The organism is Telluria sp. B2, from assembly GCF_051789535.1.
Classification (GTDB): Bacteria; Pseudomonadota; Gammaproteobacteria; order Burkholderiales; family Burkholderiaceae_D; genus Telluria.
On record NZ_CP196525.1, the window covers coordinates 4,089,076 to 4,114,150 of the forward strand.

The window sequence follows — 25,075 nt, forward strand, 5'->3', positions numbered from 1 at the left end:
CGATAGTTATAATTGCAGGTTGAGCAGTGTTCGCACTGCTGTTCGCATGCTGCGCACAATACGAAACGGGAGAATCAAATGGACTTTAGCATAAAAGCATTCGACACAAAAAACACCCTGGCCGCAGCCAAGACCGGCTGTGTGGCAGTGGCGGTGTTCGAAAACAAAAAACTGTCGCAGGCTGCGAAAACCCTCGATCAAACCGGTGAAATCACTGCGGCGCTGAAGTCGGGCGACATCACCGGCAAGGCCGGCTCGACCCTGCTGCTGCGCGGCGTGGCGGGCGTGACCGCGGCGCGCGTTCTGCTGGTCGGCATGGGCGCCGACGAGGCGGTCAGCGAGAAGAATTTCGTCACCGCGGTCAATGCGGCCCTGAAGGCCTTTGCATCGCTGGGCGCGGCGGACGCCATTATCGCATTTCCGATGACGGAAGTGAAAGAGCGCGAACCCGAGTGGGCGCTGCGCACCGTGGTCGTCGCCGCCAACGAAGGCGAGTTCCGCACCGACGCGCAAAAGAGCAAGAAGGACCCGGCCCTCACCGGCGTGCGCAAGATCACCGTGGCCGTGCCGCTGGCCAGCCCGCAGATGAAGACCGCCCTGGCGCAATCGATCGCGGTCGCCAATGGCATGGCCCTGACCAAGGAACTGGGCAACCTGTCGCCGAACGTCTGCACCCCGACCTACCTTGCCAACGTCGCGCGCAAGCTGGCCGACGACTACGGCTTCGAGATCGAAGTCCTGGAGCGCAAGCAGCTCGAAGCCCTGAAAATGGGTTCCTTCCTGTCGGTGGCCAAGGGCAGCGAGGAAGCGCCGAAGTTCATCGTCCTCAAGCACATGGGCGGCGGCAAGAAGGATGCGCCGACCGTCCTGGTTGGCAAGGGCATCACCTTCGACACCGGCGGCATTTCGCTGAAGCCGGGTCCCGGCATGGACGAGATGAAGTACGACATGTGCGGCGCCGGCTCGGTGCTGGGCACCTTCCGCGCCATCGGCGAAATGAACCTGAAGCTGAACGTGATCGGCATCGTCGCCGCCTGCGAGAACATGCCGTCGGGCCGCGCCACCAAGCCGGGCGACATCGTCACCTCGATGAGCGGCCTGACCATCGAGATCCTGAATACCGACGCCGAGGGCCGCCTGATCCTGTGCGACGCCCTCACCTACGCCGAGCGCTTCAAGCCGGCCGCCGTGGTCGACATCGCCACCCTGACCGGCGCCTGCATCGTCTCGCTGGGTCACCACAACAGCGGCCTGTTCACCCGCCATGACGCCGCCCACGACGCCCTGGCCGAGGAACTGCTGCAGGCAGGCAAGGAAACCGGCGACGGCGCATGGCGCCTGCCGATCGGCGAGCAGTACAACGAGCAGCTCAAGTCGAACTTCGCCGACCTGGCCAACATCGGCACCCCGGGCGGCGCGTCCATCACGGCGGCCTGCTTCCTGGAGAACTTCACCCGCAACTACACCTGGGCCCACCTGGACATCGCCGGCACCGCCTGGAAGAGCGGCGCGCAGAAAGGCGCCACCGGCCGTCCGGTGCCGCTGCTGACCAGCTTCCTGATGAACCGCGTGTGATCGCTGTTTGATGGAATGAAAACGGGCCGCTGGAAAGCGGCCCGTTTTTTTGATGGTGGCTTTTTCGTAGGGTGGACACCTGTGTCCACGCGGTATAGTACCGCCGCGTCACGCCGACGTCAGCATGAACGATGACGCCAACGGACGGAATCCGGGAAAGCCGCGCAAGTACGAGCGGTGAGACAGCGTGGACACAGGTGTCCACCCTACGAGAGCGAAACGGTCGTGGTCAGCTCAAGCCGCGTCAGGACACCGGCGCAAACCGCGGCACCATGATGCCGTCGACTTCCACCAGTTCGAAGAACACCGCCTTCGGCCGGGCCCAGATCGAGCCGTCGGCCGCGCGGTAGATGATCATCGGCGTGAGATCCGCCTCGAGCGTGGCCTCGCAGACCAACTCGTACAGACCGCCTTTGTAGTGCCGGTATTGCATCAGGCCTGTTCGGCCGTCGCTTTTTGCTTCTTCTTCAGGCCCTGGATGACCTTCAAGACGCCTTCCATTCCGGCGCTCTCGTCGAGCTCGCTGAACGCGTCCAGCACCTCGTTGAGCACGCGGTTGCGTACCGCCGCCTCGTCCTGCTGCATGGCGCCCTCGCCGAACTTCGACGGGGTCTCGGCTGCAGCCTTCGCGCCATGGGCCAGCGCGGCCTGCCAGATCACCCAGCGGCGCTGGGTTTCGTAGACGAGGTATTCCTCGGGCTTGTCTTCACGGCGTCGGGTAATGTGGCCATCGCGTTGGGCCCATGCTTCAAATGCACTGCGCATCTCTGTCCTTTTCATATGGGTACGGATACTCGCTATCGAAACAGCAATATTTCACCATAGTACCATTTTGTCTCGAAACCCCTTGCACGGCTGAATCAGCTTTCGTGCGGGCCTGCGGGACGCGCGGCCTGAACAGTCCAGGCCGACAAACGGCATACTACATCGCGAGTTATGCAAAAACAACTGGAGGTTCCTTAAAGTAACAATAAGGAAATGTGACATTCCGCACACCAATTGTTACACACTGCAACAATTGCTTGACTCCAGCCTTTTGCAACGTGGGTATTTTATTACACAATCTTATCTTTTGAGCATTGAGATTGCATTTTAAGCAAAACGCATGCATTACCGCCGGAAGCGGCTTGCAAAGCTCGGGAAGTTGCAGGATTTGCGGCGAGCGCCGATACTGCGCACCAGCCGGAGCGGACGGTCCGCCCGGCGTTTCACTTACCACGCGCATACATGAAAATAGCAACATGGAACGTCAACTCGCTGAAGGTGCGCCTGCCGCACCTGCTGCAATGGCTCGAAGCCAACCCGGTTGACGTGCTCTGCCTTCAAGAGACCAAACTGACCGACGATAAGTTCCCGCTGGCAGAAATTAATTCTGCAGGTTATCAAGTCGCCTATACCGGCCAGAAAACCTACAACGGCGTGGCCATCCTGTCGAAATACCCGATCCTTGACGTGGTCAAGAACAATCCGCGCTTCGAGGACGAGCAGCAACGCATCATCGCCGCCACCATCGAGGGCGTGCGCTTCGTCTGCGCCTACATTCCGAACGGCCAGGCGGTCGATTCGGACAAATATGTCTACAAGATGGCCTGGCTGAAGGCCCTGCACGAGTGGCTGGCCGCCGAGATGCGCCAGTACCCGCAACTGGCGCTGCTGGGCGACTACAACATCGCGCCCGAGGACCGCGACGTGCACGACCCGGCCGAATGGGAAGGCAAGATCCACTTCTCCGAGAAGGAAAAGGCCGCGATGGCGGGCCTGATCGACCTCGGCATGGTCGACGCTTTTCGCATGTTCGAGCAGCCCGAAAAGCAGTACAGCTGGTGGGACTACCGCATGATGGCCTTCCGCCGCAACCGCGGCCTGCGCATCGACCACATCCTGCTCTCGACCGAACTGGCCAAGCGCTGCACGGCCTGCATCATCGACCGCGAACCGCGCAAGTGGGAGCAGCCGTCGGATCACACGCCGGTGGTGGCGACCCTGGCTTAAGCAGACGGGAACGTAGGGTGGGCACTCCGTGCCCACGCGTTACGCACATGACGCTCGGTTACGTGCGGCGGCATCTCGCTCGCACCGCATCACCGTGCCGCTATCGCTCACACCGCATATTCCAATTGACCTGGATCGTGGCCGGCGCATGCATCGCGGGCGACGGGTCACCGCATGTAGCCGGGAGAGACGCACGTAACGCGTGGGCACGGGGTGCCCACCCTACGGGTTCAATCGCCGCGTGAATGCGCGTTGTCGTCCGCCAGCAGCGCCCGCGTCGCCGCGCTGTCGAGCGCCTTCGCGAACAGCCAGCCCTGCACGTACTGGCAGCCGTAGCCGCGCAGCAGCGCGAGCTGCTCCTCGGTTTCCACGCCCTCCGCCACCACCTGCAGCTGCAGGCTGTTCGCCAGCGCCATCACGGCGGCGACGATGGCCCGGTCTTCGCTGCTCGCTTCCAGTTCACGGATGAAGGCGCGGTCGATCTTGATCTTGCGGACCGGGAAGCGCTTCAGGTAGGCCAGGCTCGAATAGCCGGTGCCGAAGTCGTCGATCGACAGGCGCATGCCCATGCGGTTGATCTGGCCCAGGATCTCGAGGGTCTGCTCGCTGTGCTGCATCAGCGCCGACTCCGTGATCTCGAATTCGACCAGGGCCGGGTCGATCCCGGTCTCGTCCACGATGCGGCGGATCGATGCCACCAGGGCCTTGTGCATGAACTGGCGCGCCGACAGGTTGATCGCCAGCGGCACCGCGGGCAGGCCCTGGCGCTGCCATTCCATGCTCTGCTCGCAGGCGCGCCGGATCACCCACTCGCCCACCGGCACGATCATCCCGTTCTCTTCCAGGATGGGGATGAAGTCGTCCGGCAGCGCCAGGCCGATGTCCGGCCGGCGCCAGCGCAGCAGCACCTCCAGCGCATGCACGCGGCGCGTGGCCATGTCCATGATCGGCTGGTAGAAGGGTTCGAACTCGCCGTTGGCGAGCGCCGTGCGCAGGTTCGATTCCAGCTCGAAGTGGCGCGCCGCAGCCTGGTTCATGCGCTGGTTGAAGAACTGGTAGGTGTTGCGCCCCGCTCCCTTGGCGTGGTACATCGCGGCGTCGGCATGGCGCATCAGGGTCTCGACGTCAAGGCCGTCGTCCGGATACAGGCAGATGCCGATGGAGGGCGAGATGTGCAGCAGGTGGGCCTCGATCGGGACCGGCGTGGCGAGGGCCTCGATGATCTTCTCGGCCACATGGTGGCACTCCTCGGCGGCCGCCACGCTCGGCACCAGCACCACGAACTCGTCGCCGCCCAGGCGCGCGACGGTGTCGCTGGCGCGCACCGCGCGGCACAGGCGATTCGCCACTTCCTTGAGCAGGTAGTCGCCGATCAGGTGGCCGAGCGAATCGTTGATGGTCTTGAAGCGGTCCAGGTCGATGAACATCACGGCGAGCCTGCTGCCGGTGCGCCCGGCCGCGAGGATCGCGCGCTCCAGGCGGTCCGTCAGCAGCGCGCGGTTCGGCAGGCCGGTCAGGCTGTCGTGGTAGGCCATGTGGTGCACGCGCGCCTCGGCCTGGCGCCGCTCGACGATCTCGTCCTGCAGCAGCGCGTTCGCTCCCGCCAGCTCGGCGGTGCGTTCGGCCACCCGCACTTCGAGCTCGTCGCGCGCGCGCCGCACTTCCTCGGCCGCTGCGCGCTGCGCGGTCACGTCGTCGACCATCCAGACGCTGCGCCCGCCCGGGTTGTTCAGGTCGAAGGGCCGGCCCGACAGGCGCGCCCAGAACAGTTCGCCGTCGCGCCGGATCAGGCGGTGCTCGGCCACGTGCACGCGCCCGGCAGCGAAGTCGCGGGCGGTGTCGAGACGCGCGGCATGCCAGCTGTCGGCATCCGGATACAGCGAACGCACGGTCGCCCCGGTGATGCCGCCGCCTCGTGCACCCGACGCGCAACCGAACAGCTCTTCCATCTTGCGGTTGCAATGCAGCGTGCGCCCGTTCTCGACCACCGCGATGCCCAGCACGGCGCTGTCGAGGATGGCCTGGTTCTCCAGCAGCGCGTCGCGCAGCGACTGCTCGTCGCGCTTGTGGCGGGTGCGGTCCTCGATAATCCAGGCGTTGCCGTAGCCGGGCTCCTCGGGGTTGACCATGAAGCCTATCACCTGGACCCAGATCGGCGTGCCGTCGGCGCGGACCATCTCGGTCTCGGTAGTGTAGGACTGCCCGCGCGCGAACTGGCGGAAGGCCGCCTCGCCGATGGCGTCGCAGGCATCGCCGTCGCGGTACAGCTGGCGCACGTCGGCAGGCGCCGGCATCCCGTCGGCGTAGCCGAACATCTCGCGAAAGCCGCCATTGCAGCGCGTGATGCCATGATTGCGGGTGAAGACAATGGCCAGCGCCGAATTGGTCATCAAGGCTTCGACTTCGAGCTGCGCGCGGCGCGCCTCGGTGACGTCCTCGACGATCCAGATCGTGCCCGCCTCGCGCCGTCCCGGCTCGACCGCATGCGCACGCACGCGGCACCAGAACCGCGAGCCGTCGCGGCGCCGGAACGGCTGCCTGGTCCGCTCGAACACCTGTCCCTGCCCCAGGGCGGCGAATGCCTCCTCGAGGAACTGGTGGAAGGCTTCGGGCGAGACGAAGATGCTGGCCGGCTCGACCTCGGTCAACTCGTCGGGGCGACAGCCGAGCATCGCGGCCAGGCGCGGATTGCCTGCCAACAGGCGCCCGCTGCGCGTGAACAGGATGCCGACCGGCGCATGCTCGAAGATCGCACGCTGCTCCAGCAGCGTCGTGCGCAGCGCTTCGCGCCCCGCCTCGTAGTCGCTGATGTCGTCGAACACGAAAGTCGCGCCGGGCGCGCCGGCCCCCGGGGGCAGCGGCCGGGCGCGCACGTGCACCGGCAGCTCGCCCTTGGCAAGCGCCAGCAGGCCATGCCAGTCGCACGGCTGCGTCACCGCTTCCGGCAGGCGCGATGCAGAGGCTGCCGCGGCCGCGCCACGGAACAGGTCGAGCAGCGGACGGCCATGCGGCGGCTCGCCGAGCAGCGCCGTCAGCGCGTCGTTGGCTGCAAAGATGACGCCTGCGGCATCGCAGGCACAGGCGGGCGCGCCGACCAGCCGCAATGCGTCGGCGACAAATGCGGGTTGACTCGAAATTCTGTCCATCTCAGGTGGATCCCCAGGCTGCAGCCTCTCGAACCGGGCCGCATGCGTTGCAAGATCATAAACTACGCCGCATGAAAGTGACTAGCAGTATGGAAACAAAAAAGGCCCACTGTCGCTATATTGACGACAGTGGGCCACGAAACGGCAGCGAGACGGCAGCTTTATCGCGTCAGAACGCGTCACCTGGCACGCGCACCCAGCCTTCCATCAGCACCCGTGCGCTGCGGCTCATTACCGCCTTGGTGACCTGCCATTGGCCGTCCGTCTCGACCGCCTCCGCGCCGACGCGCAGGGTGCCGGACGGGTGGCCGAAGCGCACCGCGCCTGGCCTGCCGCCGCCGGCCGCCAGGTTGACCAGGGTGCCAGGAATCGCAGCCGCGGTACCGATGGCGACGGCCGCCGTGCCCATCATCGCGTGGTGGAGTTTACCCATCGAGAGTGCGCGCACTACCAGGTCGATGTCGCCGGCGGCCACCTGCTTGCCGCTCGACGCGGTGTAGGCTAGCGGCGGCGCGACAAACGCCACCTTCGGCGTGTGCTGGCGCTTGGCGGCCTCGTCGACGTGCTGGATCAGGCCCATGCGCACGGCGCCGCAGGCGCGGATGGTCTCGAACATCACCAGCGCGCGCTCGTCGCCGTTGATGGCGTCCTGCAGCTCGGCGCCGGTATAGCCGATGTCGGCGGCATTCACGAAGATGGTCGGGATGCCGGCGTTGATCATCGTCGCCTTGAGCGTCCCCAGGCCCGGCACCTCGAGATCGTCGACCAGGTTCCCGGTCGGGAACATCGAGCCGCCGGCGCCCTCCTCGTCGGCGGCCGGGTCCATGAATTCGAGCTGGACTTCGGCGGCCGGGAAGGTCACGCCGTCGAGCTCGAAGTCGCCGGTCTCCTGCACCTCCCCGTTGGTCATCGGGACCTGCGCGATGATGGTCTTGCCGATGTTGGCCTGCCAGATGCGCACCGTCGCCATGCCGTCCTGCGGGATGCGTTCGGGGTCGACCAGGCCGCTGGAGATCGCGAACGAGCCGACCGCCGAGGACAGGTTGCCGCAGTTGCCGCTCCAGTCCACGAAGGGTTTATCGATCGAGACCTGGCCGAACAGGTAGTCGACGTCATGGCCCTCGCGCGTGCTTTTCGAGACGATCACGGTCTTGCTGGTGCTCGAGGTGGCGCCGCCCATGCCGTCGATCTGCTTGCCGTAGGGGTCGGGGCTGCCGATCACGCGCAGCAGGAGTGCGTCGCGGGCCGGGCCCGGGACGCGGGCCGCTTCGGGGAGATCCTGCAGGCGGAAGAACACGCCCTTGCTGGTGCCGCCACGCATGTAGGTGGCGGGGATTTTGATTTGGGGTTGGTGTGCCATGTGTTTGTGGTCCTGTTTGATTGTGCGGGCGACGTTTCACGGTTCGTGGCCGGGCGTAGGGCACGTAACGCGTGGGCACGGGGTGCCCACCCTACGGTTGGCGTTTCGGCTGCGGTCGATCAACGCGTTTGCATCGACCGTAGCGTGGGCACTCTGTGCCCACGCGGTTACGTGCGTCACCTTGCATCAGCAACGGTGACGCATCGCCCGCGAACGCCGACCTTACGCCGCGACCTTCGACGACGCCAGGAAGTCCTGCGCAAAACGCTGCAGCACGCCGCCCGCTTCGTAGATCGACACCTCTTCCGCCGTATCGAGGCGGCAGGTGACCGGCACCTCGACCCGTTCGCCGTTGCGGCGGTTGATGACCAGGGTAAGCGTCGCACGCGGCGTGCGTTCGCCGATCACGTCGAAGGTCTCGGTGCCGTCGATGCCCAGCGTCAGGCGGTTGGTGCCCGGCAGGAATTCCAGCGGCAGCACGCCCATGCCCACCAGGTTGGTGCGGTGGATGCGTTCGAAGCCCTCGGCCACGATCGCTTCCACACCCGCCAGGCGTACGCCCTTGGCCGCCCAGTCGCGCGAGGAGCCCTGGCCGTAGTCGGCGCCGGCGATCACGATCAGGGGCTGCTTGCGCTCCATGTAGGTCTCGATCGCTTCCCACATGCGCGTCACCTGCCCTTCCGGCTCGATGCGCGCCAGCGAACCGGCGCGGACACTGCCGTCCGGATTGCGCACCATCTCGTTCTTCAGGGTCGGATTCGCAAACGTTGCGCGCTGCGCCGTCAGGTGGTCGCCGCGGTGGGTCGCGTAGGAGTTGAAGTCCTCTTCCGGCAGGCCCATCTTCGCCAGGTATTCGCCGGCCGCCGAGTCCAGCAGGATGGCGTTCGAGGGCGACAGGTGGTCGGTCGTGATGTTGTCGCCCAGGACCGCCAGCGGACGCATGCCCTTGAGCGTGCGCTCGCCGGCCAGCGCGCCTTCCCAGTAGGGCGGACGGCGGATGTAGGTGCTCTGCGGACGCCAGTCGTACAGCGGACTGACCGCCTCGCCGGCTTCCTCGGTGCGCGCGAACATCGGCGTGTAGACCTTGCGGAACTGCTCGGGTTTCACGCTCTGCTCGATGACCGCGTCGATCTCCTCGTCGCTCGGCCAGATGTCGGCCAAGGTCACCGCCTTGCCTTCGCTGTCCACGCCCAGCACGTCCTTCTCGATGTCGAAGCGGATCGTGCCGGCGATGGCGTAGGCGATCACCAGCGGCGGCGAAGCCAGGAAGGCCTGCTTCGCGTAGGGGTGGATGCGGCCGTCGAAATTGCGGTTGCCCGAGAGGACGGCGGTCGCGTACAGGTCGCGCTCGACGATCTCCTTCTGGATCGCCGGGTCGAGCGCGCCGCTCATGCCGTTGCAGGTGGTGCAGGCGAAAGCGACCACGCCGAAGCCCAGCTTTTCCAGTTCCGGCAGCAGGCCCGCTTCTTCCAGGTAGAGCGAGACCGCCTTCGATCCCGGCGCCAGCGAAGACTTGACCCAGGGTTTACGCAGCAGGCCGCGCTGGTTGGCGTTACGCGCCAGCAGGCCGGCGGCGATCATGTTGCGCGGGTTGTTGGTGTTGGTGCAGCTGGTAATCGCAGCGATGATGACGGCGCCGTCGGGCATCAGTCCCGGCTCGTTCTCAACAAGGCCGGCGATGCCGCGCGCGGCCAGTTCCGACGTCGGCACGCGCTTGTGCGGGTTCGATGGTCCGGCGATGTTGCGCACCACGGTCGAGAGGTCAAAGCGCAGCACGCGCTCGTATTCGGCCGTCTTGAGCGCGTCGGCCCACAGGCCGGTTTCCTTGGCGTAGAGCTCGACCAGTTTGACGGTCTCGTCCTCGCGGCCGGTGAGCTTCAGGTACTTGATGGTCTGCTCGTCGATGTAGAACATCGCGGCCGTGGCGCCGAATTCCGGGGCCATGTTCGAAATGGTCGCGCGGTCGCCCAGGGTCAGGTTGGCCGCGCCTTCGCCGTAGAACTCGAGGTAGGTCGACACGACCTTCTCCTTGCGCAGGAACTCGGTCAGCGCCAGCACCACGTCGGTGGCGGTGATGCCCGGCCCCGGCTTGCCGGTGAGCTCGACTCCGACGATGTCCGGCAGGCGCATGTAGGACGCGCGGCCCAGCATGACGCTCTCGGCTTCCAGGCCGCCCACGCCGATGGCGATCACGCCCAGCGCGTCGACCATCGGGGTATGCGAGTCGGTACCGACCAGGGTATCCGGGAAGGCGACCCCGTCCTTCACCTGGATCACCGGAGACATGCGCTCCAGGTTGATCTGGTGCAGGATGCCATTGCCCGGCGGGATCACGTCGACGTTCTGGAAGGCCTTCTTGGTCCAGTTGATGAAGTCGAAGCGGTCCTCGTTGCGGCGGTCCTCGATGGCGCGGTTCTTGGCGAAGGCGTCGGGATCGAAGCCGCCGCACTCCACGGCCAGCGAGTGGTCGACCACGAGCTGGGTCGGCACGACAGGATTGACCAGAGCCGGGTTGCCGCCTTCGAGCGCGATGGCGTCACGCAGGCCGGCCAGGTCGACCAGGGCGGTCTGGCCCAGGATGTCGTGGCAAACTACGCGGGCTGGGTACCAGGGAAAATCGAGATCGCGCGCGCGATCGATTAATTGCTTGAGCGACGGCACCAGGGCCATGGGTTCGCAGCGGCGCACCAGGTTCTCGGCCAGCACGCGCGAGGTGTAGGGCAGCTTGTCCCAGGCGCCCGCTTCGATGCTGTCGACGGCTTCGCGCGCGTCGAAGAAGTGCAAATTGGTCCCGTGCAGGGGTTTGCGGTATGCGTTGTTCATGTGAAGCTCGGTGATTACTTACGATCGGCGATCGGCACGAACTGCAGGTCCTCGGGACCGACGTAGTTCGCGCTCGGGCGGATGATCTTGTTGTCGATGCGCTGTTCGATGACGTGCGCGGCCCAGCCCGAGGTGCGCGAGATGACGAACAGCGGGGTGAACATGGCGGTCGGCACGCCCATCATGTGGTACGAGACGGCCGAGAACCAGTCCAGGTTCGGGAACATCTTCTTGACTTCCCACATGACCGATTCCAGGCGCTCGGCGATGTCGAACATCTTCATCGAACCGCTTGATTCCGACAGGGTGCGTGCGACTTCCTTGATGACCTTGTTGCGCGGGTCGGAAATCGTGTACACCGGGTGGCCGAAACCGATCACGACCTCTTTATTGGCCACGCGGTTGCGGATGTCGGCCTCGGCTTCGTCGGCGTTCTCGTAGCGCTTCTGGATGTCGAGCGCGACTTCGTTGGCGCCGCCGTGCTTCGGGCCGCGCAGGGCGCCGATGGCGCCGGTGACGGCCGAGTAGATGTCCGAACCGGTGCCGGCGATCACGCGCGCGGTGAAGGTCGAGGCGTTGAATTCGTGCTCGGCGTAGAGGATCAGCGAGGTGTGCATCGCCTTCACCCATTCATCGGACGGCTTGTGGCCGTGCAGCAGGTGCAGGAAGTGGCCGCCGATCGAATCGTCGTCGGTTTCCACATCGATGCGCTTGCCGTTGTGGCTGTAGTGGTACCAGTAGAGCAGCATGGAACCGAAGGAAGCCATCAGGCGGTCGGCGATGTCGCGCGCGCCGGCGATGTTGTGATCTTCTTTTTCCGGCAGCGTGCAGCCCAGGGCCGAGACGCCGGTACGCATCACGTCCATCGGGTGGCTGCCGGCCGGCAGTGCTTCCAGGGCCAGCTTGACCGCTTGCGGCAGGCCGCGCAGCATCTTCAGCTTGGCCTTGTAGCCCTTCAGTTCGGCCAGGGTCGGCAGCTTGCCGTGCACCAGCAGGTAGGCGATCTCTTCGAATTCGCAGGAATCGGCGACGTCCAGGATGTCGTAGCCGCGGTAGTGCAGATCGTTGCCCGAACGGCCGACCGAGCACAGTGCGGTGTTACCGGCGGCGACGCCCGACAGGGCCACGGATTTCTTCGGCTTGAAGGTGGAATTTTGTTCGCTCTGCATTTGGGTCATGTTGGTCTCCTGTAGGCTCAGTTATTTTTTCTGCGCTGCAAACAGCGCATCCAGTTTCTGCTCGAAATCGTGGTAATTGATGCGCTCGTACAGTTCGGCGCGGGTCTGCATGGTGTCGACCACGTTCTTCTGGGTGCCGTCGCGGCGAATCGCAGTGTAGACGTTTTCGGCCGCCTTGTTCATGGCGCGGAAGGCCGACAGCGGGTAGAGCACCAGGCCGACGTCGGCGGTTTTCAGCTCCTCGACCGTGAACAGCGGGGTCGAGCCGAACTCGGTGATGTTGGCCAGGATGGGCACGCCGACCGCCTTCGCGAACTGCGAGTACATCTTCAGGTCGGTCATGGCTTCCGGGAAGATCATGTCGGCGCCGGCCTCGACACAGGCCACTGCGCGGTCGATGGCGGCATCGATGCCTTCCACGGCCAGCGCATCGGTGCGCGCCATGATCACGAAGTTCTCGTCGGTACGCGCGTCGACGGCGGCCTTGATGCGGTCGACCATCTCCTGCTTCGAGACGATTTCCTTGCCCGGACGGTGGCCGCAACGCTTGGCGCCGACCTGGTCTTCGATGTGCATGGCGGCTGCGCCAAATTTGATCATCGACTTGACGGTGCGGGCAACGTTGAAGGCCGAGGAACCAAAGCCGGTATCGACGTCGACCAGCAGCGGCAGGTCGCACACGTCGGTGATGCGGCGCACGTCGGTGAGCACGTCGTCCAGGTTCGAGATGCCCAGGTCGGGCAGGCCCAGCGAGCCGGCGGCGACGCCCCCGCCCGAGAGGTAGATGGCCTTGAAGCCGGCGCGCTTGGCCAGCAGGGCGTGGTTGGCATTGATGGCGCCGACGACCTGCAGCGGCGATTCTTCTTGCACGGCTTTGCGAAACGCGGCGCCTGCGGAATGGTGACTCATGCTCTGGCCTTTCGTGTGAAGTAATGGCGAATGCACTGTGTTATGCAAGGGGCGTGCCAGCTCGCTCGTCACGCGCGCCGGTACGCGTTTGTGCTTGCATTTCAGGCATTTGGCGCCATCCAGCCGTGCGGATATGGCCGAGCGGCGCGGGGTCGGCCCGGCTTTGCAACAAACGATGTTTCATCGTGAAACGCGGTGAAACATGGAAGCGGCAAACGAATGGACGCGGAAGACGAGTGGACGCGGCAAACGAACGACCCCGCCCGGCGGGGTTGTCCATGGCAGCCGGCCGGCTCAGTGCCCGGAAGCGCCGGATGCGCCGATCCCGGTTTCCGAACGCAATTGCTGCATCTCGAAGCCGGCGCGGTCCAGCCGCGCACGCGGTCCCTTGTCGAGCAGCGAGATGATCCAGATGCCGGCAAAGCCGACGATCATCGAGAACAGCGCCGGCGAGGTGTAGGGGAAAGGCGCCTCGCCATAGCCCAGCACGTCGGTCCAGACCGATTTCGACAGCAGGGTCAGCACCACGGCCGTCGTCAAGCCGAGGAAGCCGCCGATGGTAGCGCCGCGCGTGGTGCAGTCCTTCCACAGCACCGACATGAACAGCACCGGGAAGTTGGCCGAGGCCGCGATCGCGAACGCCAGCGACACCATGAAGGCCACGTTCTGCTTCTCGAAAGCGATTCCCAGCAGCACTGCGATGATGCCCAGCGCGATCGTTGTCAGGCGCGAGACCTTCAGCTCCTTGGCGCTGCCCGCCCTGCCCTGCTTGATCACGGTCGCGTACAGGTCGTGCGAGACGGCCGAGGCGCCGGACAGGGTCAGGCCGGCCACCACCGCCAGGATGGTCGCGAAGGCGACCGCCGAGATGAAGCCGAGGAAGACGTCGCCGCCGACCGCCTGCGCCAGGTGCACCGCCGCCATGTTATTTCCGCCGAGGAGCTTGCCGGCAGCGTCCTTGAACGCGGGGTTGGTGCCGACCAGGACGATTGCGCCGAAGCCGATGATGAAGGTCAGGATATAGAAGTAGCCGATCCAGGTCGTGGCCCAGAACACCGACTTGCGCGCTTCCTTGGCGCTGGGCACGGTGAAGAAGCGCATCAGGATGTGCGGCAGGCCGGCGGTGCCGAACATCAGCGCCATGCCGAAGGAAATCGCCGAGACCGGGTCCTTGATGAAGGTGCCCGGCCCCATGATCGCCTCGCCCTTGGCATGCACCTCGACCGATTTGGCGAACAGCGCCTCGGGGCTGAAGTTGAACTGGGCCAGCACGGCGAAGGCCATGTAGGAAGCGCCCGACAGCAGAAGCACGGCCTTGATGATCTGCACCCAGGTGGTGGCCGTCATGCCGCCGAAAAGCACATAGACCATCATCAGCACGCCGACGATGACGACCGCGATCCAGTACTCGAGCCCGAACAGCAGCTTGATCAACTGGCCGGCGCCGACCATCTGCGCGATCAGGTAGAACGCGACCACGACCAGGGTGCCGGAGGCGGCGAACAGGCGGATCGGGGTCTGCGCGAAGCGGTAGGCGGCGACGTCGGCAAAGGTGAAGCGGCCCAGGTTGCGCAGCCGCTCGGCCATCAGGAAAGTGATGACGGGCCAGCCGACCAGAAAGCCGATCGCATAGATCAGGCCGTCGTAGCCGTCGAGGAAGACGGCGGCGGAAATGCCGAGGAAGGAGGCGGCCGACATGTAGTCGCCGGCGATCGCCAGGCCGTTCTGGAAGCCGGTGATGCCGCCCCCGGCCGTGTAGAAGTCCGAGGCCGAGCGGGTCCTGGCCGCGGCCCACTTGGTGATGAACAGGGTAAAGATCACGAAGCCCGCGAACATCAGGATCGCGGTCCAGTTGGTCGGCTGCTTCTGCGCTTCCTCGATGACCGGCGCGGCGGCGGCATGGCCGGCGCTAAGGGCGAGCGCCGCGGCGCCGATGCGATGGAAGAGATTCATGGGCGCGCTCCTCATGCTTTTGCGCGCGCACGGATGGCGGCGGTGAGTTCGTCGAATTCGCTGTTCGCGCGGCGCACGTAGACGCCGGTGATGACGACGGTGAACAGGATCACGGCCAGCCCGACCGGCATCGCCCAGGTCATGACGCCTTCCCCCAGGCGCGTGCCCATCCATTCCTTGTTGAAGGCGACCAGCAGGATGAAGCCGTAGTACACGACCATCATGCTCCACGTGAGGGTCCAGCCGTAGCGCGACCGGGTCTTTACCAGCTTGTGGTAATTCGGGTCCGCCTTGATGAGTTGAGCAATGTCTTGGTCCACGTTGTGTCTCCTTGTTTCTGTCGTTTTGCCGTTTCGGCGGATTGATCATAAACCGCGCGTCCTACGGAAACCTTACAGGACGCGCCCTGTCGTGCCGCCGATGTTTCACTGAAACACAGGCGCAACATGCGTTACACTTGAAACATGAAACATTCCCCGCGTTCACCGGCAGACAACTCCGACAAGCCGGTCATCTGGACCGTCTCGGTGTCGCGCCTGTCGGACCTGCTGCGCGACATCACGCTCGAATACGATCACCTTGCTTTGATCGAGCCGATCCACCTCGGGTTCGATGAAGCTGCACGCCATATACGCGAACGCATGGCGAGCGAGCGTTGCGACGTGGTGATTGCCGCCGGCTCGAACGGCGCCTACCTGAAGGGCCGGGTATCGGCACCGGTGGTGGTCGCCAAGGCCAGCGGCTACGACGTGATGCGGGCGCTGGCGCGGGCACGCAAGATGTCCGAACGCATCGGCGTGATCAGCTACCAGCAGGCCTTGCCGGAACTGGCTGAATTCAGCACCACCTTCGGCATCGACGTGGCGCAGCGCACCTATGTCACGCGCGAGGACGCCCGCGCCGCGATCCGCGAGCTGAAGGCGGCCGGGATCGAGGTCGTGGTCGGCGCCGGCCTGATCGCCGACCTGGCCGAGGAAGCGGGCCTGGCCAGCGTGTTCCTGTATTCGGCGGCCTCGATCCGCCAGGCCTTCGACGACGCGCTCGAGGTGGCGCGCCTGACCCAGCTGGAAGCGAACCGGATCCGGCGCGGCACCCCGGTCGACGCGCAGCGCGCGCGGCGCGGCCTGAACGACCTGCGCGGCGACTCCGAGGCCATGGAGCGCCTGCGCCAGATGGTGGTGCTGTATGCACGCTCGCCGGCCACCGTCCTGATCCAGGGCGAGACCGGCAGCGGCAAGGAGCTCGTCGCCCAGGCCATCCACCGCGAAGGGCCGCGCAGCCTGGGCGCGAACCGGCCCTTCGTCGCCGTCAACTGCGGGGCGATCGCCGAGTCGCTGCTGGAATCGGAGCTCTTCGGCCACGAGGAAGGCGCCTTCACCGGCGCGCGCCGCGGCGGCCATGCCGGACTGTTCGAGGCCGCCAACCGCGGCACCCTCTTCCTCGACGAGATCGGCGAAATGCCGCTGGCCCTGCAGACGCGCCTGCTGCGCGTGCTGGAAGAGCGCGAAGTGATGCGGGTTGGCGGCACGCGGCCAGTGCCGATCGACGTGCGCGTGATCAGCGCCACCCACTGCGACCTCGAGGCGCGGGTGCGCGAGGGACGCTTCCGGGCCGACCTGTTCTACCGGCTCGCGGTGCTGCGCCTGTCGCTGCCGCCGCTGCGCGCGCGCCTGCCCGACATCGCGCCGCTGGCCGAGTGGTCCCTGAAGCAGGCGCTGGCCGCGCTCGGCGCCCGGCCGCATCCGAACCTGCATGCGGAGCTGGCGGCCTGCGCGCCGCTGCTGGAACGCTACGGCTGGCCGGGCAATGTGCGCGAACTGCGCAACCTGATGGAGCGTCTCGCCCTCTTCCTGGCGGCCGAGCCGCTGCAGTCCCTGAGTCCGGGTTTCCTGCTGTCGGTGGCGCCCGAGCTGGGGCAGGCCCATCCGGCGCCGGCGCTGCAGGCCGAAACCACGGCCGAGGTCGTCGCCCGTTTCGGCGGCGCGCGCGACGCCGCTGCACGCCATCTCGGCATCAGCCGCACGACGCTGTGGCGGCGGCTGAAGTCGGGGACCTGAAGCAGGCCATAACCAGGCTACAACCGGCACAGCCGCCCGCCGTCGACGACCAGCGCTGCTCCCTGGATGAAGCCGGCGTCGTCGGAAGCAAGGAAGGCGATCGCGGCGGCCAGCTCCCCGGGCTTGCCCACCTCGCCCGGATCGATGTGTTCGGCGCCGGACTGTACCTGCGGGTTATTCCACAGCATCGGCGTGTCAATGGCGCCGGGAACGACGGCATTGACCCGGATCACCTTGCCCATTCCCTCCAGCGCCGCCGAGCGGGTCAGCGACAGCAGGGCCGCCTTGGCCGCCGCATAGGGCGCAACATGGGGCTCGGTTTCCAGGGCATGGACACTGGAGACATTGACGATCGCACCGCCCGGCTTCATGTGCAGGAAGGCCTGCTTGATGAAGAAGAAGGCGCCGAGCAGGTCGACCTGCAACACCTTCGTCCAGTCGGCCGCGGTGAGTTCGGTGATGGGCTTGAAGATCATCAGTCCGGCGTTGTTGACGACCACGTCGAGGCGGCCGAATTGCTTCAGCGCCTGTTCGACGGCATGGACGACATTGTCCTCGACGCCGACGTCGCACACGGCTTCCAGAACGTCCCCATGACCGCGTTCGCGCACCGCCGCCGCCGCCGCCGGCAAGGCGCCCGCGTCGCGGTCGACCAGCACGAGGCTGGCGCCTTCGGCGGCAAAGCGCAGCGCCGCCGCCAGGCCAATGCCGCCGGCCGCGCCGGTAACGAGGACAATCTTGTCGGAAAACCGCATGGAAGCCCCTTCCCTATTCCGCATTCCTGGGCGCGCCGGTGCCCGCGCGGGGATCCTGGGTCGGATGGGCGGGCGGACCGGCCAGCTCCGGATAGTCGTCGTCGAGGGCCAGGGGCACCTGCAGGCAGACGCTCTGGGTCGGCAACACTTCGGTCCAGTCTCCGATCAGGTCGCGGTAGGCCACGCCCACCGGGCGCAGCTTGCGTTCGAGGTCGGCCAGGCCCAGGGCGTTCACATGGCCATTGTCTTCGCGCAGGCCGGTGTCCCAGTCCACCTGGTCCGTCAGCGAATACCAGGTGAAGCCGACGATGGGCACGCCGTTGTTGCGCACCCGGAGCACGTTCGCCCATTCCTTGCGCAGCCACTTGACCGCCTCGTCCCCATGCGGCCCCTCGCAGAGATTGGTTTCCGTGTGCATGACGGGCAGGCGGTAGCGGTTGTAGTACTGGTGGGTGATGACGGCGTAGCCGAAGATTTCCCCGGAAGCGCGGGTCGAACCGTCCGCCGACACATGGTGCTCGTTGGTCTGGTAGTAGTCGTTGCCCATGAGGCAGTGGTGCTTCAGGTTGTTGTTCAGGAAGAAGTGGTATTCGTCGCGCGTCATGCCATTGTCGAGCAGGTACTCGTACATGGTGGAATCCACGCGGCGGCCATAGTTCAGGTCCAGCGACAGGAAACGGCGCGCGTTCATGGTTTCCGCCGGCCCGATCGCCGCCGGCTTGATGGCGTGGAAGTACTCGGTGGATTCGCTCTGGACGAACAGGGCGTCGGGGCGCACCCTCAGGATCGCGCGCATGGCGAGCAGGTTGGCTTTCACCACGTGTTTCAGGGCCGTCACAAAAGCCTTGTCCTCGTGCATCTGCTCGTTCCACCAGCCGTAGAGGGCGGAAAACAGCGCGCAGATCGACATCTCGTTCACCGGCGTGTACAGCTGGATCCAGGGATAACGCTGGGCGAATGCAAGGGCGTAATCGGCGAAAATCGCGGGGAAGTCCGGATTCTGGAAGTCGCCGAGAAAATCGGGCAGGCCGAAATGGCAGAGGTCGACGATGGCCACGATGTTACGGCGCCGCAGGTCGGGAAACACCTCGTCGGCAAACGACCAGTCGTAGCGCCTGGCGCCGAGCAGCGTCGTATGCAGCGGCGGGCCGTAGCGCAGGAAGCGCACGCCGATTTCCTCGACCAGGTCGAAGTCGCGCCGCCAATGGCGGTAATGCCCGCACTTCGCCATCTCGTCCATGCGCACCCTGCCGCCGGCGATCGTCGGGCTGCTGTTTTCTATGCCGGTTGCAAAGAGGAATCCAGCTTGACTCGATACCATGTGCTGCCCCGTCTGCCGGGTGCGCCACCGGGAGGGACGCTGTCGGAACCGGCATCGGTTTGACCGCGCGGCGGACCACACAGTTTCGCGCCGATGTTCAGCCCGATCCTCAGTCCGATTTTCCTGCAGCAATACGCCGGCGCAGGCTGTAGACCATGAAGACGACCACGGCCAGGTTCAGCACCAGCAGGCCGGCGCTGAGCCAGCCGGGGCGGTGATAGAGCTCGCGCACTTCGAAGGGCAGGTAGACGGCGCCGCTTGCGGCCGCAAAACCTTCTCCCCATGCGCGGTCGAACCACAGGCCATAGGCTTCGACCATGCGCACGCTGGCGTAGGCGAGCGCCGCCGCCGCCAGCTGCATCAGCTTGGTGTCGTCCAGCTTGCCCGCATACTCGAGGAAGATGCGGGGCGCATGGGATGCAGGGTTCAGGTGCGCATGCCTGACCAGTTCCTCGGCAAAGCGCTGCACATCCTGGTGCACCAGCGCGAAGAGGCCAAACCCGGTCAACAGGACCACGAGGCCTTTTGCCGCCTCGATCGCGGCCACGGTGCGTATGCCTTGGGTGAGGCCCACTTTACTTCGCGCTGCCTCGCGGCGGTTCAGGATGGAGCGACATCGACCAGGTCGCCAGTGTCACGCAGCGGCCGGGTTCCGCGTACAGGTGACGTAAGCCTTCTTGTCAGCCGCGAAATCGGTGACGGCGCGCGTCGAGGAGTTGATCACGACATGCGTATTCGTGCCGGCGCCGGCGTCCGCCGCCCAGGTATCGCCGCCTACCCAGCCCTTGCCGTCGAGTTCGCCCGAGGCCACCAGGGCCGCCAGCTCGGCGCGGGTCGGCAGTTTCCAGTTTTTCTTGCCGTCGATGGTCGTGTTCTTGCAGAAGGCATCGGCCTTGACCCAGTCGAGCACGAAGCTGGCCGGCATCCAGACCAGGTCGCCGTGCGTAACGTAGCTCGCGGTGCTCGCCGGCGCAACGCAGACCCCATTCACGTTCACCGAGGGCGCTTCGCACACGCGCGCCGCGATGGTCAGCGTGGTGCTGGTCGAGGTCGGGTTGTAGCTGCCGGTGCGCGGCTGCTGGGCGGTGATGGTCACGGTACCGGCCCGGTGGATCGTCACAGTCTTGCCGGAGATGGAGGCGATCGACGGGTCGCTGCTGCTGAAGCTGAATGTTCCCGGGCTGTCCGAACTCGGCGCGACCAGGTCGAAGGGCGGGTCGCCTTCGGTCTTCGTCAGCGCCGGGAACTCGCCGAGCTGGACGCCGTTGTCGCCGCAGGCGGAGAGCAGGAGCAGCATGGTAGCTGCAATGAGGGAGAGTAGGCGCTTGAAGCTCATGGGGGTCACGTTGTCCGGGCAAAAAGATGGAACAGTATAGCACTTGAGGGCAACGAAAATTGACAAAATCGCATGCCAATCGGGTATGACATTTGCGTCTGCACAGTGCGCGCACGAGGCTGGCATGCTTCAGAAGACGGGCTCATGAATCTCATACCAATATGAGATTATCTTATTAAACAAACATGACTGGACAGGTTAAGCTTGGCATTCCGAGGCTCAGCGGCCTGTCGCGCTCACGCTTGGTTCCAGTTCAAACAGCCGTCTGCCGATCGCCGTAAGATGTCTTGTTCTTCACGATCGGGCGCGACCCCGCGCCCCCCCTTTGGCGTTCGCGGCGCCCACAAGGCGCCTTCCTGGAGGCAACATGCAACGCAATCTGGAACACCCGCCGCAGGCAGCAACTCAGGTCGCAAATCAGGCAGCAAATCCGGTAGCAACTCAGGCAGCCATCTTTTCTCTCATCGGCAACACGCCGCTGGTGCAGGTCACCCGGCTCGACACCGGTCCCTGCCAACTCTTCCTGAAACTGGAATCGCAAAACCCCGGCGGCTCGATCAAGGACCGTATCGGCGTGGCGATGATCGAAGCGGCCGAGCGCGACGGCCGGCTCAAGCCCGGCGGCACCGTGGTCGAAGCCACCGCCGGCAACACCGGCCTGGGCCTGGCGCTGGTAGCGCGCATCAAGGGCTACCGCGTCGTGCTGGTGGTGCCCGACAAGATGGCCGCCGAAAAGATCCTGCACCTGAAGGCGCTCGGCGCCGAGATCCACCTGACCCGCTCCGACGTCGGCAAGGGCCACCCCGAGTACTACCAGGACTACGCCGCGCGCCTGGCACGCGAGATCCCCGGCGCCTGGTTCGCCGACCAGTTCAACAACCCGGCCAACCCGCACGCCCACGAAACCACGACCGGCCCCGAGATCTGGGAACAGACCGGGCACGAGCTCGATGCCATCGTGGTCGGCGTCGGCTCTTCCGGCACGCTGACCGGCCTGTCGCGCTACTTCGCCGGGGTGCAGCCGAACCTGGAATTCGTGCTGGCCGATCCGCAGGGCTCGATCCTCGCCGAATACATCCAGACCGGACACGTGTCGAAGGAGGCCGGCTCCTGGGCCGTCGAAGGCATCGGCGAAGACTTCATTCCAGGGATTGCCGACCTGTCGCGCGTGCGCAGCGCCTACAGCATCAGCGACGAGGAAAGCTTCACCACCGCGCGCGCCCTGCTGCAGCACGAGGGCATCCTGGCCGGCTCCTCCACCGGCACCCTGCTCGCCGCCGCCCTGCGCTACTGCCGCGAACAAACCACGCCCAAGCGCGTCGTCACCTTCGTCTGCGACACCGGCACGCGCTATCTCACCAAGGTCTACAGCGACGGCTGGATGGTCGACCAGGGCCTGCTGCATCGCCCGCAACTGGGCAATTTGCGCGACCTGATCGGGCGCCGCTTCGACGCTGGCGAAGTCGTCACCGTGGCGCCGACCGACACCCTGCTCACTGCCTTCAACCGCATGCGCAGCAGCGACCTGGCCCAGCTTCCCGTGATCGACAACGGCCGCCTGGTGGGCATCATCGACGAATCCGACCTGCTGCTGCACGTCACCAGTGAACCCGGGCGCTTCAAGGCGCAGGTGGCGAGCACCATGACGGCGCAGCTGCAGACGCTCAGGCCTTCGGCCAGCATGGATCAGTTGCGCGCGATCCTCGACCGCGGCCTGACCGCCGTGATCTGCGAGGACGAGCGCTTCTACGGCCTGATCACCCGTTTCGACCTTCTCAACCATCTGCGCAGGACCTTATCGTGAGCGAATCCGACACCAACCCGAATACCAGGCGCCATCTCGCCACCCGCGTCATCCACGGCGGCCAGTCGCCCGAGCCGGCCACCGGCGCGGTGATGCCGCCGATCTTCGCGACCTCGACCTTCGCCCAGGAGAGCCCGGGCGTGCACAAGGGCCTGGACTACGGCCGCTCGCACAACCCGACGCGCTGGGCGCTCGAGCGCTGCGTGGCCGACATCGAAAGCGGCAGCGCCGCCTTTGCCTTCGCCTCGGGCCTGGCCGCGATCTCGGCGGTACTGGAACTGCTCCCTAGCGGCTCGCACATCGTGGCCGGCGACGACATGTACGGCGGCACCTACCGCCTGTTCGAGCGCGTGCGACGCCGCAGCGCGGGGCACACGTTCAGCTACGTGAACCTGGCCGACCCGGAGGCGCTGGCCGCGGCGATCACGCCCGATACCAAAATGGTCTGGGTCGAGACGCCGACCAACCCGATGCTGAAGCTAGCCGACCTGGCGGCGGTCGCCAGGCTGTGCGGCGAGCGCGGCATCGTCAGCGTCTGCGACAACACCTTCGCCAGTCCCATTGTCCAGCGGCCGCTGGAGTCGGGCATCGACATCGTGGTGCACTCGACCACGAAGTACATGAACGGACACTCGGACGTGATCGGCGGCGTGGCCGTGGTCGGCAAGGCGGAGCATCATGCGCCGCTGCGCGAGCAGCTCGGCTTCATCCAGAACGCGGTGGGCGCGATTCAGGGGCCTTTCGACAGCTTCCTGGTGCTGCGCGGGATCAAGACCCTGGCCCTGCGCGTCGAGCGCAGCAGCGCCAATGCCCTGGCGCTGGCGCAGTGGCTGGAGCGCGAGCCCAAGGTCCGCAAGGTCTATTATCCGGGCCTGGAATCGCACCCCCAGCATGCGCTGGCGCGGCGGCAAATGAATGGCTACGGCGGCATTATCTCGATCGAGCTCGATACCGACCTGGCCGGGGCGCGCCGTTTCCTGGAAAGCTGCTCGGTGTTCACCCTGGCCGAAAGCCTGGGTGGCGTGGAGAGCCTGATCGAGCATCCAGCCCTGATGACGCATGCGACCATTCCGCCGGCGCAGCGTGCGGAACTGGGCATCAGCGATACCCTGGTCCGCCTCTCGGTCGGTATCGAGCATCTCGAGGACCAGCGCGCCGACCTGGCGCGCGCGCTGGCGGCGGTGTAGTGGTCAGGTAGTCAGGCGGCCAGCGCCAGCGGCCGGGAAGCGAGCACCTGCTCGTCCGCCGCGCTTTCAGCCGCATCATCGGCCGCGCCGTTCACCGAACCGCGCAGCCTGAAGGTGGCCACCAGGCGCGACAGCTCGGCGGCCCGCTCGCGCATCGCGTCGGCGGCCGCCGCGGCCTGCTCCACCATCGCCGCGTTCTGCTGGGTCGACCGGTCCATCTCGGCGATTGCGCGGCCGACCCGGGCGACGCCGCTGGCCTGGCCGGCGCTGGCGGTATCGATGGCATCCAGGATCGCGGCGAGGTCGTGCACGTGCTCGAGCACCGCGCGCATGGTCGCCCCGGCCGCGTTGGCGATGCCGGTGCCGGCCTCGATCTCGCCGGCAGACAGGCCGATCAGGGTCTTGATCTCCTTCGCCGCCTGCGCCGAGTGCTGGGCCAGGTTGCGCACCTCGGCCGCCACCACCGCGAAACCGCGTCCTTCGGCGCCGGCGCGCGCCGCCTCCACCGCCGCGTTCAGGGCCAGGATATTGGTCTGGAATGCGATGCTGTCGATCATGCCGGTGATGTCGACGATGCGCGCAGCCGAGGCCTTGATCGCGCCCATGCGCGTCACCAGCTGCTCGACGGCGGCCGCGCCTTCGGTGGCGACGCCTGAAGCGGCCTGGGCCAGCGCGTTGGCGCGCTGGGCGCTGGCATTGTTCTCTGCGATCGCGCCCGTCAATTCCTCCATCGCGCTCACCGTCTGCCTGAGGAAGCCGGCCTGGCGCTCGGTGCGCTGCGACAGGTCGTGGTTGCCGTCGGCGATCTCGTTGGAAGCGCAGTCGATGGCGACCGCGCCCTGCAGCACCTGGGCCACGGTACTGGATACCCCGCCCGTCATCCCGTTCAGGGCGTCGAACAGGCGGCCGATCTCGTCGCTGCGATCATGCGCGATGGTCGGGCGCAGGTCGCCGCGCGCCACCTGTTCGGCCAGCGTCACCGCCTGCTGCAGCGGGCCGACGATATTCCGGGTCAGCAGCCAGGCCAGCAGCGCGCCGACGACCAGGGCACCGGCGCCCAGCGCCAGCAGCAGGCGCTTGCTGAAATTCGATGCCGCGGCCGACTCGGCGGCAAGGCGGTGCGCCTCTCTGCTTTCGTGGGCGAGCAGGGCCTCGAGCGCGCCGACCTGGGCCTGGTAAGCCGGTTCCCAGCGCGTGGCGATGATCTCCTCCACCAACTGGGTCTGGCCGAACTCCTTGGCGCGCAGCAGCTCCGTCTGTACTGCGGCCAACCTGGCCTTGTGCCTGGCGCTTGCCGCCAGCAGTGCGGCTTCGCGTGCGCTGGCTGGCAGTTTTCTCCAGTTTTCCTCGATGGCGGCGATCTGCCGTCGCCCCTCGGCCAGCTGGGTCAGGAAGTAGTCGGCCAGTTCCAGGCTGTCGCTGCGCGCGATCGACACCGTGCGCGAGCCGTTCAGGCGCTCCAGCCCCAGCAGGTCCGAGGCCAGCTGCTGCTTGGCCAGCTTGTCGTGCACCAGGTCGGCGGTGAGCGCGTCGGCGGCATGCATGCGCCACAGCGCATTGGCGACGATGACCGCGATGACGAGAGAGACGATGGCGAAGGCGCCGAGGATCTTGGTGCCGGTGTGGAGCTTGAGGGTGCGCATGCGGGTCACGATAATTGACGATGCGCGCAGTGTAGT

At 66.0% G+C, this 25,075-nt stretch carries 19 protein-coding genes; 5 read left to right on the forward strand and 14 right to left on the reverse strand.

Annotation, left to right across the window (positions count from 1 at the left end; all coding sequences use genetic code 11):
• Positions 1 to 78 precede the first annotated feature (78 nt).
• A complete protein-coding gene (locus tag ACSUZJ_RS18165) occupies positions 79 to 1,575 on the forward strand; it encodes a leucyl aminopeptidase (RefSeq protein ID WP_499410477.1) in 1,497 nt (498 codons plus the stop codon).
• A gap of 244 nt (positions 1,576 to 1,819) precedes the next feature.
• On the opposite strand, the gene ACSUZJ_RS18170 is transcribed toward ACSUZJ_RS18165, so the two are convergent.
• On the reverse strand, positions 1,820 to 2,008 hold the full coding sequence (locus tag ACSUZJ_RS18170; RefSeq protein WP_499410479.1) for a DUF1653 domain-containing protein: 189 nt from the start codon (positions 2,006 to 2,008) through the stop codon (positions 1,820 to 1,822).
• Positions 2,008 to 2,340 (reverse strand): phiTE_015 family protein, encoded by a 333-nt coding sequence (locus ACSUZJ_RS18175; protein WP_499410481.1) that lies wholly within the window; start codon positions 2,338 to 2,340, stop codon positions 2,008 to 2,010. Before ACSUZJ_RS18175 ends, ACSUZJ_RS18170 begins: the two co-directional genes overlap by 1 nt.
• A 462-nt stretch (positions 2,341 to 2,802) precedes the next feature.
• On the opposite strand from ACSUZJ_RS18175, the gene xth reads away from it, so the two are divergent.
• A complete protein-coding gene (gene xth / locus ACSUZJ_RS18180; RefSeq protein ID WP_499410483.1) occupies positions 2,803 to 3,567 on the forward strand; it encodes an exodeoxyribonuclease III in 765 nt (254 codons plus the stop codon).
• Between the two features lie 230 nt (positions 3,568 to 3,797).
• Here the strand turns inward: xth and ACSUZJ_RS18185 are convergent, their stop codons facing one another.
• The 7 genes from ACSUZJ_RS18185 to ACSUZJ_RS18215 form a co-directional block, all read right to left on the reverse strand.
• Complete coding sequence (locus ACSUZJ_RS18185; RefSeq protein ID WP_499410485.1) at positions 3,798 to 6,713, reverse strand: sensor domain-containing protein; 2,916 nt, start codon at positions 6,711 to 6,713, stop codon at positions 3,798 to 3,800.
• Between the two features lie 169 nt (positions 6,714 to 6,882).
• A complete protein-coding gene (prpF, locus tag ACSUZJ_RS18190) occupies positions 6,883 to 8,073 on the reverse strand; it encodes a 2-methylaconitate cis-trans isomerase PrpF (protein ID WP_499410487.1) in 1,191 nt (396 codons plus the stop codon).
• Positions 8,074 to 8,295: 222 nt separating this feature from the next.
• The gene (acnD, locus tag ACSUZJ_RS18195) at positions 8,296 to 10,896 is read right to left on the reverse strand and encodes a Fe/S-dependent 2-methylisocitrate dehydratase AcnD (RefSeq protein ID WP_499410489.1); all 2,601 of its coding nucleotides are present in this window, start codon (positions 10,894 to 10,896) and stop codon (positions 8,296 to 8,298) included.
• A 14-nt stretch (positions 10,897 to 10,910) separates the two neighbouring features.
• Positions 10,911 to 12,065, reverse strand: coding sequence for a bifunctional 2-methylcitrate synthase/citrate synthase (prpC, locus tag ACSUZJ_RS18200; protein WP_499416593.1), 1,155 nt, complete (start codon positions 12,063 to 12,065; stop codon positions 10,911 to 10,913).
• A 30-nt stretch (positions 12,066 to 12,095) separates the two neighbouring features.
• Positions 12,096 to 12,983, reverse strand: coding sequence for a methylisocitrate lyase (prpB, locus tag ACSUZJ_RS18205; protein ID WP_499410491.1), 888 nt, complete (start codon positions 12,981 to 12,983; stop codon positions 12,096 to 12,098).
• Between the two features lie 294 nt (positions 12,984 to 13,277).
• On the reverse strand, positions 13,278 to 14,936 hold the full coding sequence (locus ACSUZJ_RS18210; protein WP_499410493.1) for a cation acetate symporter: 1,659 nt from the start codon (positions 14,934 to 14,936) through the stop codon (positions 13,278 to 13,280).
• 11 nt (positions 14,937 to 14,947) lie between these two features.
• On the reverse strand, positions 14,948 to 15,256 hold the full coding sequence (locus ACSUZJ_RS18215; protein ID WP_499410495.1) for a DUF485 domain-containing protein: 309 nt from the start codon (positions 15,254 to 15,256) through the stop codon (positions 14,948 to 14,950).
• Positions 15,257 to 15,400: 144 nt separating this feature from the next.
• Here ACSUZJ_RS18215 and prpR point away from each other — a divergent pair, with 144 nt between their 5' ends.
• Positions 15,401 to 16,993 (forward strand): propionate catabolism operon regulatory protein PrpR, encoded by a 1,593-nt coding sequence (gene prpR, locus ACSUZJ_RS18220; protein WP_499410497.1) that lies wholly within the window; start codon positions 15,401 to 15,403, stop codon positions 16,991 to 16,993.
• Between the two features lie 17 nt (positions 16,994 to 17,010).
• Here prpR and ACSUZJ_RS18225 read toward each other — a convergent pair whose 3' ends face one another.
• The 4 genes from ACSUZJ_RS18225 to ACSUZJ_RS18240 form a co-directional block, all read right to left on the reverse strand.
• On the reverse strand, positions 17,011 to 17,748 hold the full coding sequence (locus tag ACSUZJ_RS18225; RefSeq protein WP_499410499.1) for an SDR family NAD(P)-dependent oxidoreductase: 738 nt from the start codon (positions 17,746 to 17,748) through the stop codon (positions 17,011 to 17,013).
• Positions 17,749 to 17,761: 13 nt separating this feature from the next.
• Positions 17,762 to 19,069 (reverse strand): family 1 glycosylhydrolase, encoded by a 1,308-nt coding sequence (locus ACSUZJ_RS18230; protein WP_499410501.1) that lies wholly within the window; start codon positions 19,067 to 19,069, stop codon positions 17,762 to 17,764.
• A gap of 109 nt (positions 19,070 to 19,178) precedes the next feature.
• Positions 19,179 to 19,643 carry a DUF2127 domain-containing protein gene (locus ACSUZJ_RS18235; protein WP_499410503.1) on the reverse strand — a complete coding sequence of 155 codons (465 nt, stop codon included), beginning with the start codon at positions 19,641 to 19,643 and terminating at the stop codon, positions 19,179 to 19,181.
• Between the two features lie 60 nt (positions 19,644 to 19,703).
• Positions 19,704 to 20,405, reverse strand: coding sequence for an Lcl C-terminal domain-containing protein (locus ACSUZJ_RS18240; protein WP_499410505.1), 702 nt, complete (start codon positions 20,403 to 20,405; stop codon positions 19,704 to 19,706).
• 367 nt (positions 20,406 to 20,772) lie between these two features.
• Here ACSUZJ_RS18240 and ACSUZJ_RS18245 point away from each other — a divergent pair, with 367 nt between their 5' ends.
• Both ACSUZJ_RS18245 and ACSUZJ_RS18250 read left to right on the forward strand, forming a co-directional pair.
• Entirely contained in the window at positions 20,773 to 22,209 is a 1,437-nt protein-coding gene (locus ACSUZJ_RS18245) for a pyridoxal-phosphate dependent enzyme (RefSeq protein WP_499410507.1), read from the forward strand.
• Positions 22,206 to 23,396, forward strand: a complete 1,191-nt coding sequence (locus ACSUZJ_RS18250; RefSeq protein ID WP_499410509.1) for a trans-sulfuration enzyme family protein — start codon at positions 22,206 to 22,208, stop codon at positions 23,394 to 23,396. Before ACSUZJ_RS18245 ends, ACSUZJ_RS18250 begins: the two co-directional genes overlap by 4 nt.
• Before the next feature lie 11 nt (positions 23,397 to 23,407).
• Here ACSUZJ_RS18250 and ACSUZJ_RS18255 read toward each other — a convergent pair whose 3' ends face one another.
• The gene (locus ACSUZJ_RS18255) at positions 23,408 to 25,039 is read right to left on the reverse strand and encodes a methyl-accepting chemotaxis protein (protein WP_499410511.1); all 1,632 of its coding nucleotides are present in this window, start codon (positions 25,037 to 25,039) and stop codon (positions 23,408 to 23,410) included.
• Positions 25,040 to 25,075 lie beyond the last annotated feature (36 nt).

Bases quoted from the DNA above. Each gene is read 5' to 3' on its own strand.
- ACSUZJ_RS18165 (WP_499410477.1), top strand. From the start codon at position 79: ATGGACTTTAGCATAAAAGCATTCGACACAAAAAACACCCTGGCCGCA.
- ACSUZJ_RS18170 (WP_499410479.1), bottom strand. From the start codon at position 2,008: ATGCAATACCGGCACTACAAAGGCGGTCTGTACGAGTTGGTCTGCGAG.
- ACSUZJ_RS18175 (WP_499410481.1), bottom strand. From the start codon at position 2,340: ATGCGCAGTGCATTTGAAGCATGGGCCCAACGCGATGGCCACATTACC.
- xth (WP_499410483.1), top strand. From the start codon at position 2,803: ATGAAAATAGCAACATGGAACGTCAACTCGCTGAAGGTGCGCCTGCCG.
- ACSUZJ_RS18185 (WP_499410485.1), bottom strand. From the start codon at position 6,713: ATGGACAGAATTTCGAGTCAACCCGCATTTGTCGCCGACGCATTGCGG.
- prpF (WP_499410487.1), bottom strand. From the start codon at position 8,073: ATGGCACACCAACCCCAAATCAAAATCCCCGCCACCTACATGCGTGGC.
- acnD (WP_499410489.1), bottom strand. From the start codon at position 10,896: ATGAACAACGCATACCGCAAACCCCTGCACGGGACCAATTTGCACTTC.
- prpC (WP_499416593.1), bottom strand. From the start codon at position 12,065: ATGCAGAGCGAACAAAATTCCACCTTCAAGCCGAAGAAATCCGTGGCC.
- prpB (WP_499410491.1), bottom strand. From the start codon at position 12,983: ATGAGTCACCATTCCGCAGGCGCCGCGTTTCGCAAAGCCGTGCAAGAA.
- ACSUZJ_RS18210 (WP_499410493.1), bottom strand. From the start codon at position 14,936: ATGAATCTCTTCCATCGCATCGGCGCCGCGGCGCTCGCCCTTAGCGCC.
- prpR (WP_499410497.1), top strand. From the start codon at position 15,401: ATGAAACATTCCCCGCGTTCACCGGCAGACAACTCCGACAAGCCGGTC.
- ACSUZJ_RS18225 (WP_499410499.1), bottom strand. From the start codon at position 17,748: ATGCGGTTTTCCGACAAGATTGTCCTCGTTACCGGCGCGGCCGGCGGC.
- ACSUZJ_RS18230 (WP_499410501.1), bottom strand. From the start codon at position 19,069: ATGGTATCGAGTCAAGCTGGATTCCTCTTTGCAACCGGCATAGAAAAC.
- ACSUZJ_RS18240 (WP_499410505.1), bottom strand. From the start codon at position 20,405: ATGAGCTTCAAGCGCCTACTCTCCCTCATTGCAGCTACCATGCTGCTC.
- ACSUZJ_RS18245 (WP_499410507.1), top strand. From the start codon at position 20,773: ATGCAACGCAATCTGGAACACCCGCCGCAGGCAGCAACTCAGGTCGCA.
- ACSUZJ_RS18255 (WP_499410511.1), bottom strand. From the start codon at position 25,039: ATGCGCACCCTCAAGCTCCACACCGGCACCAAGATCCTCGGCGCCTTC.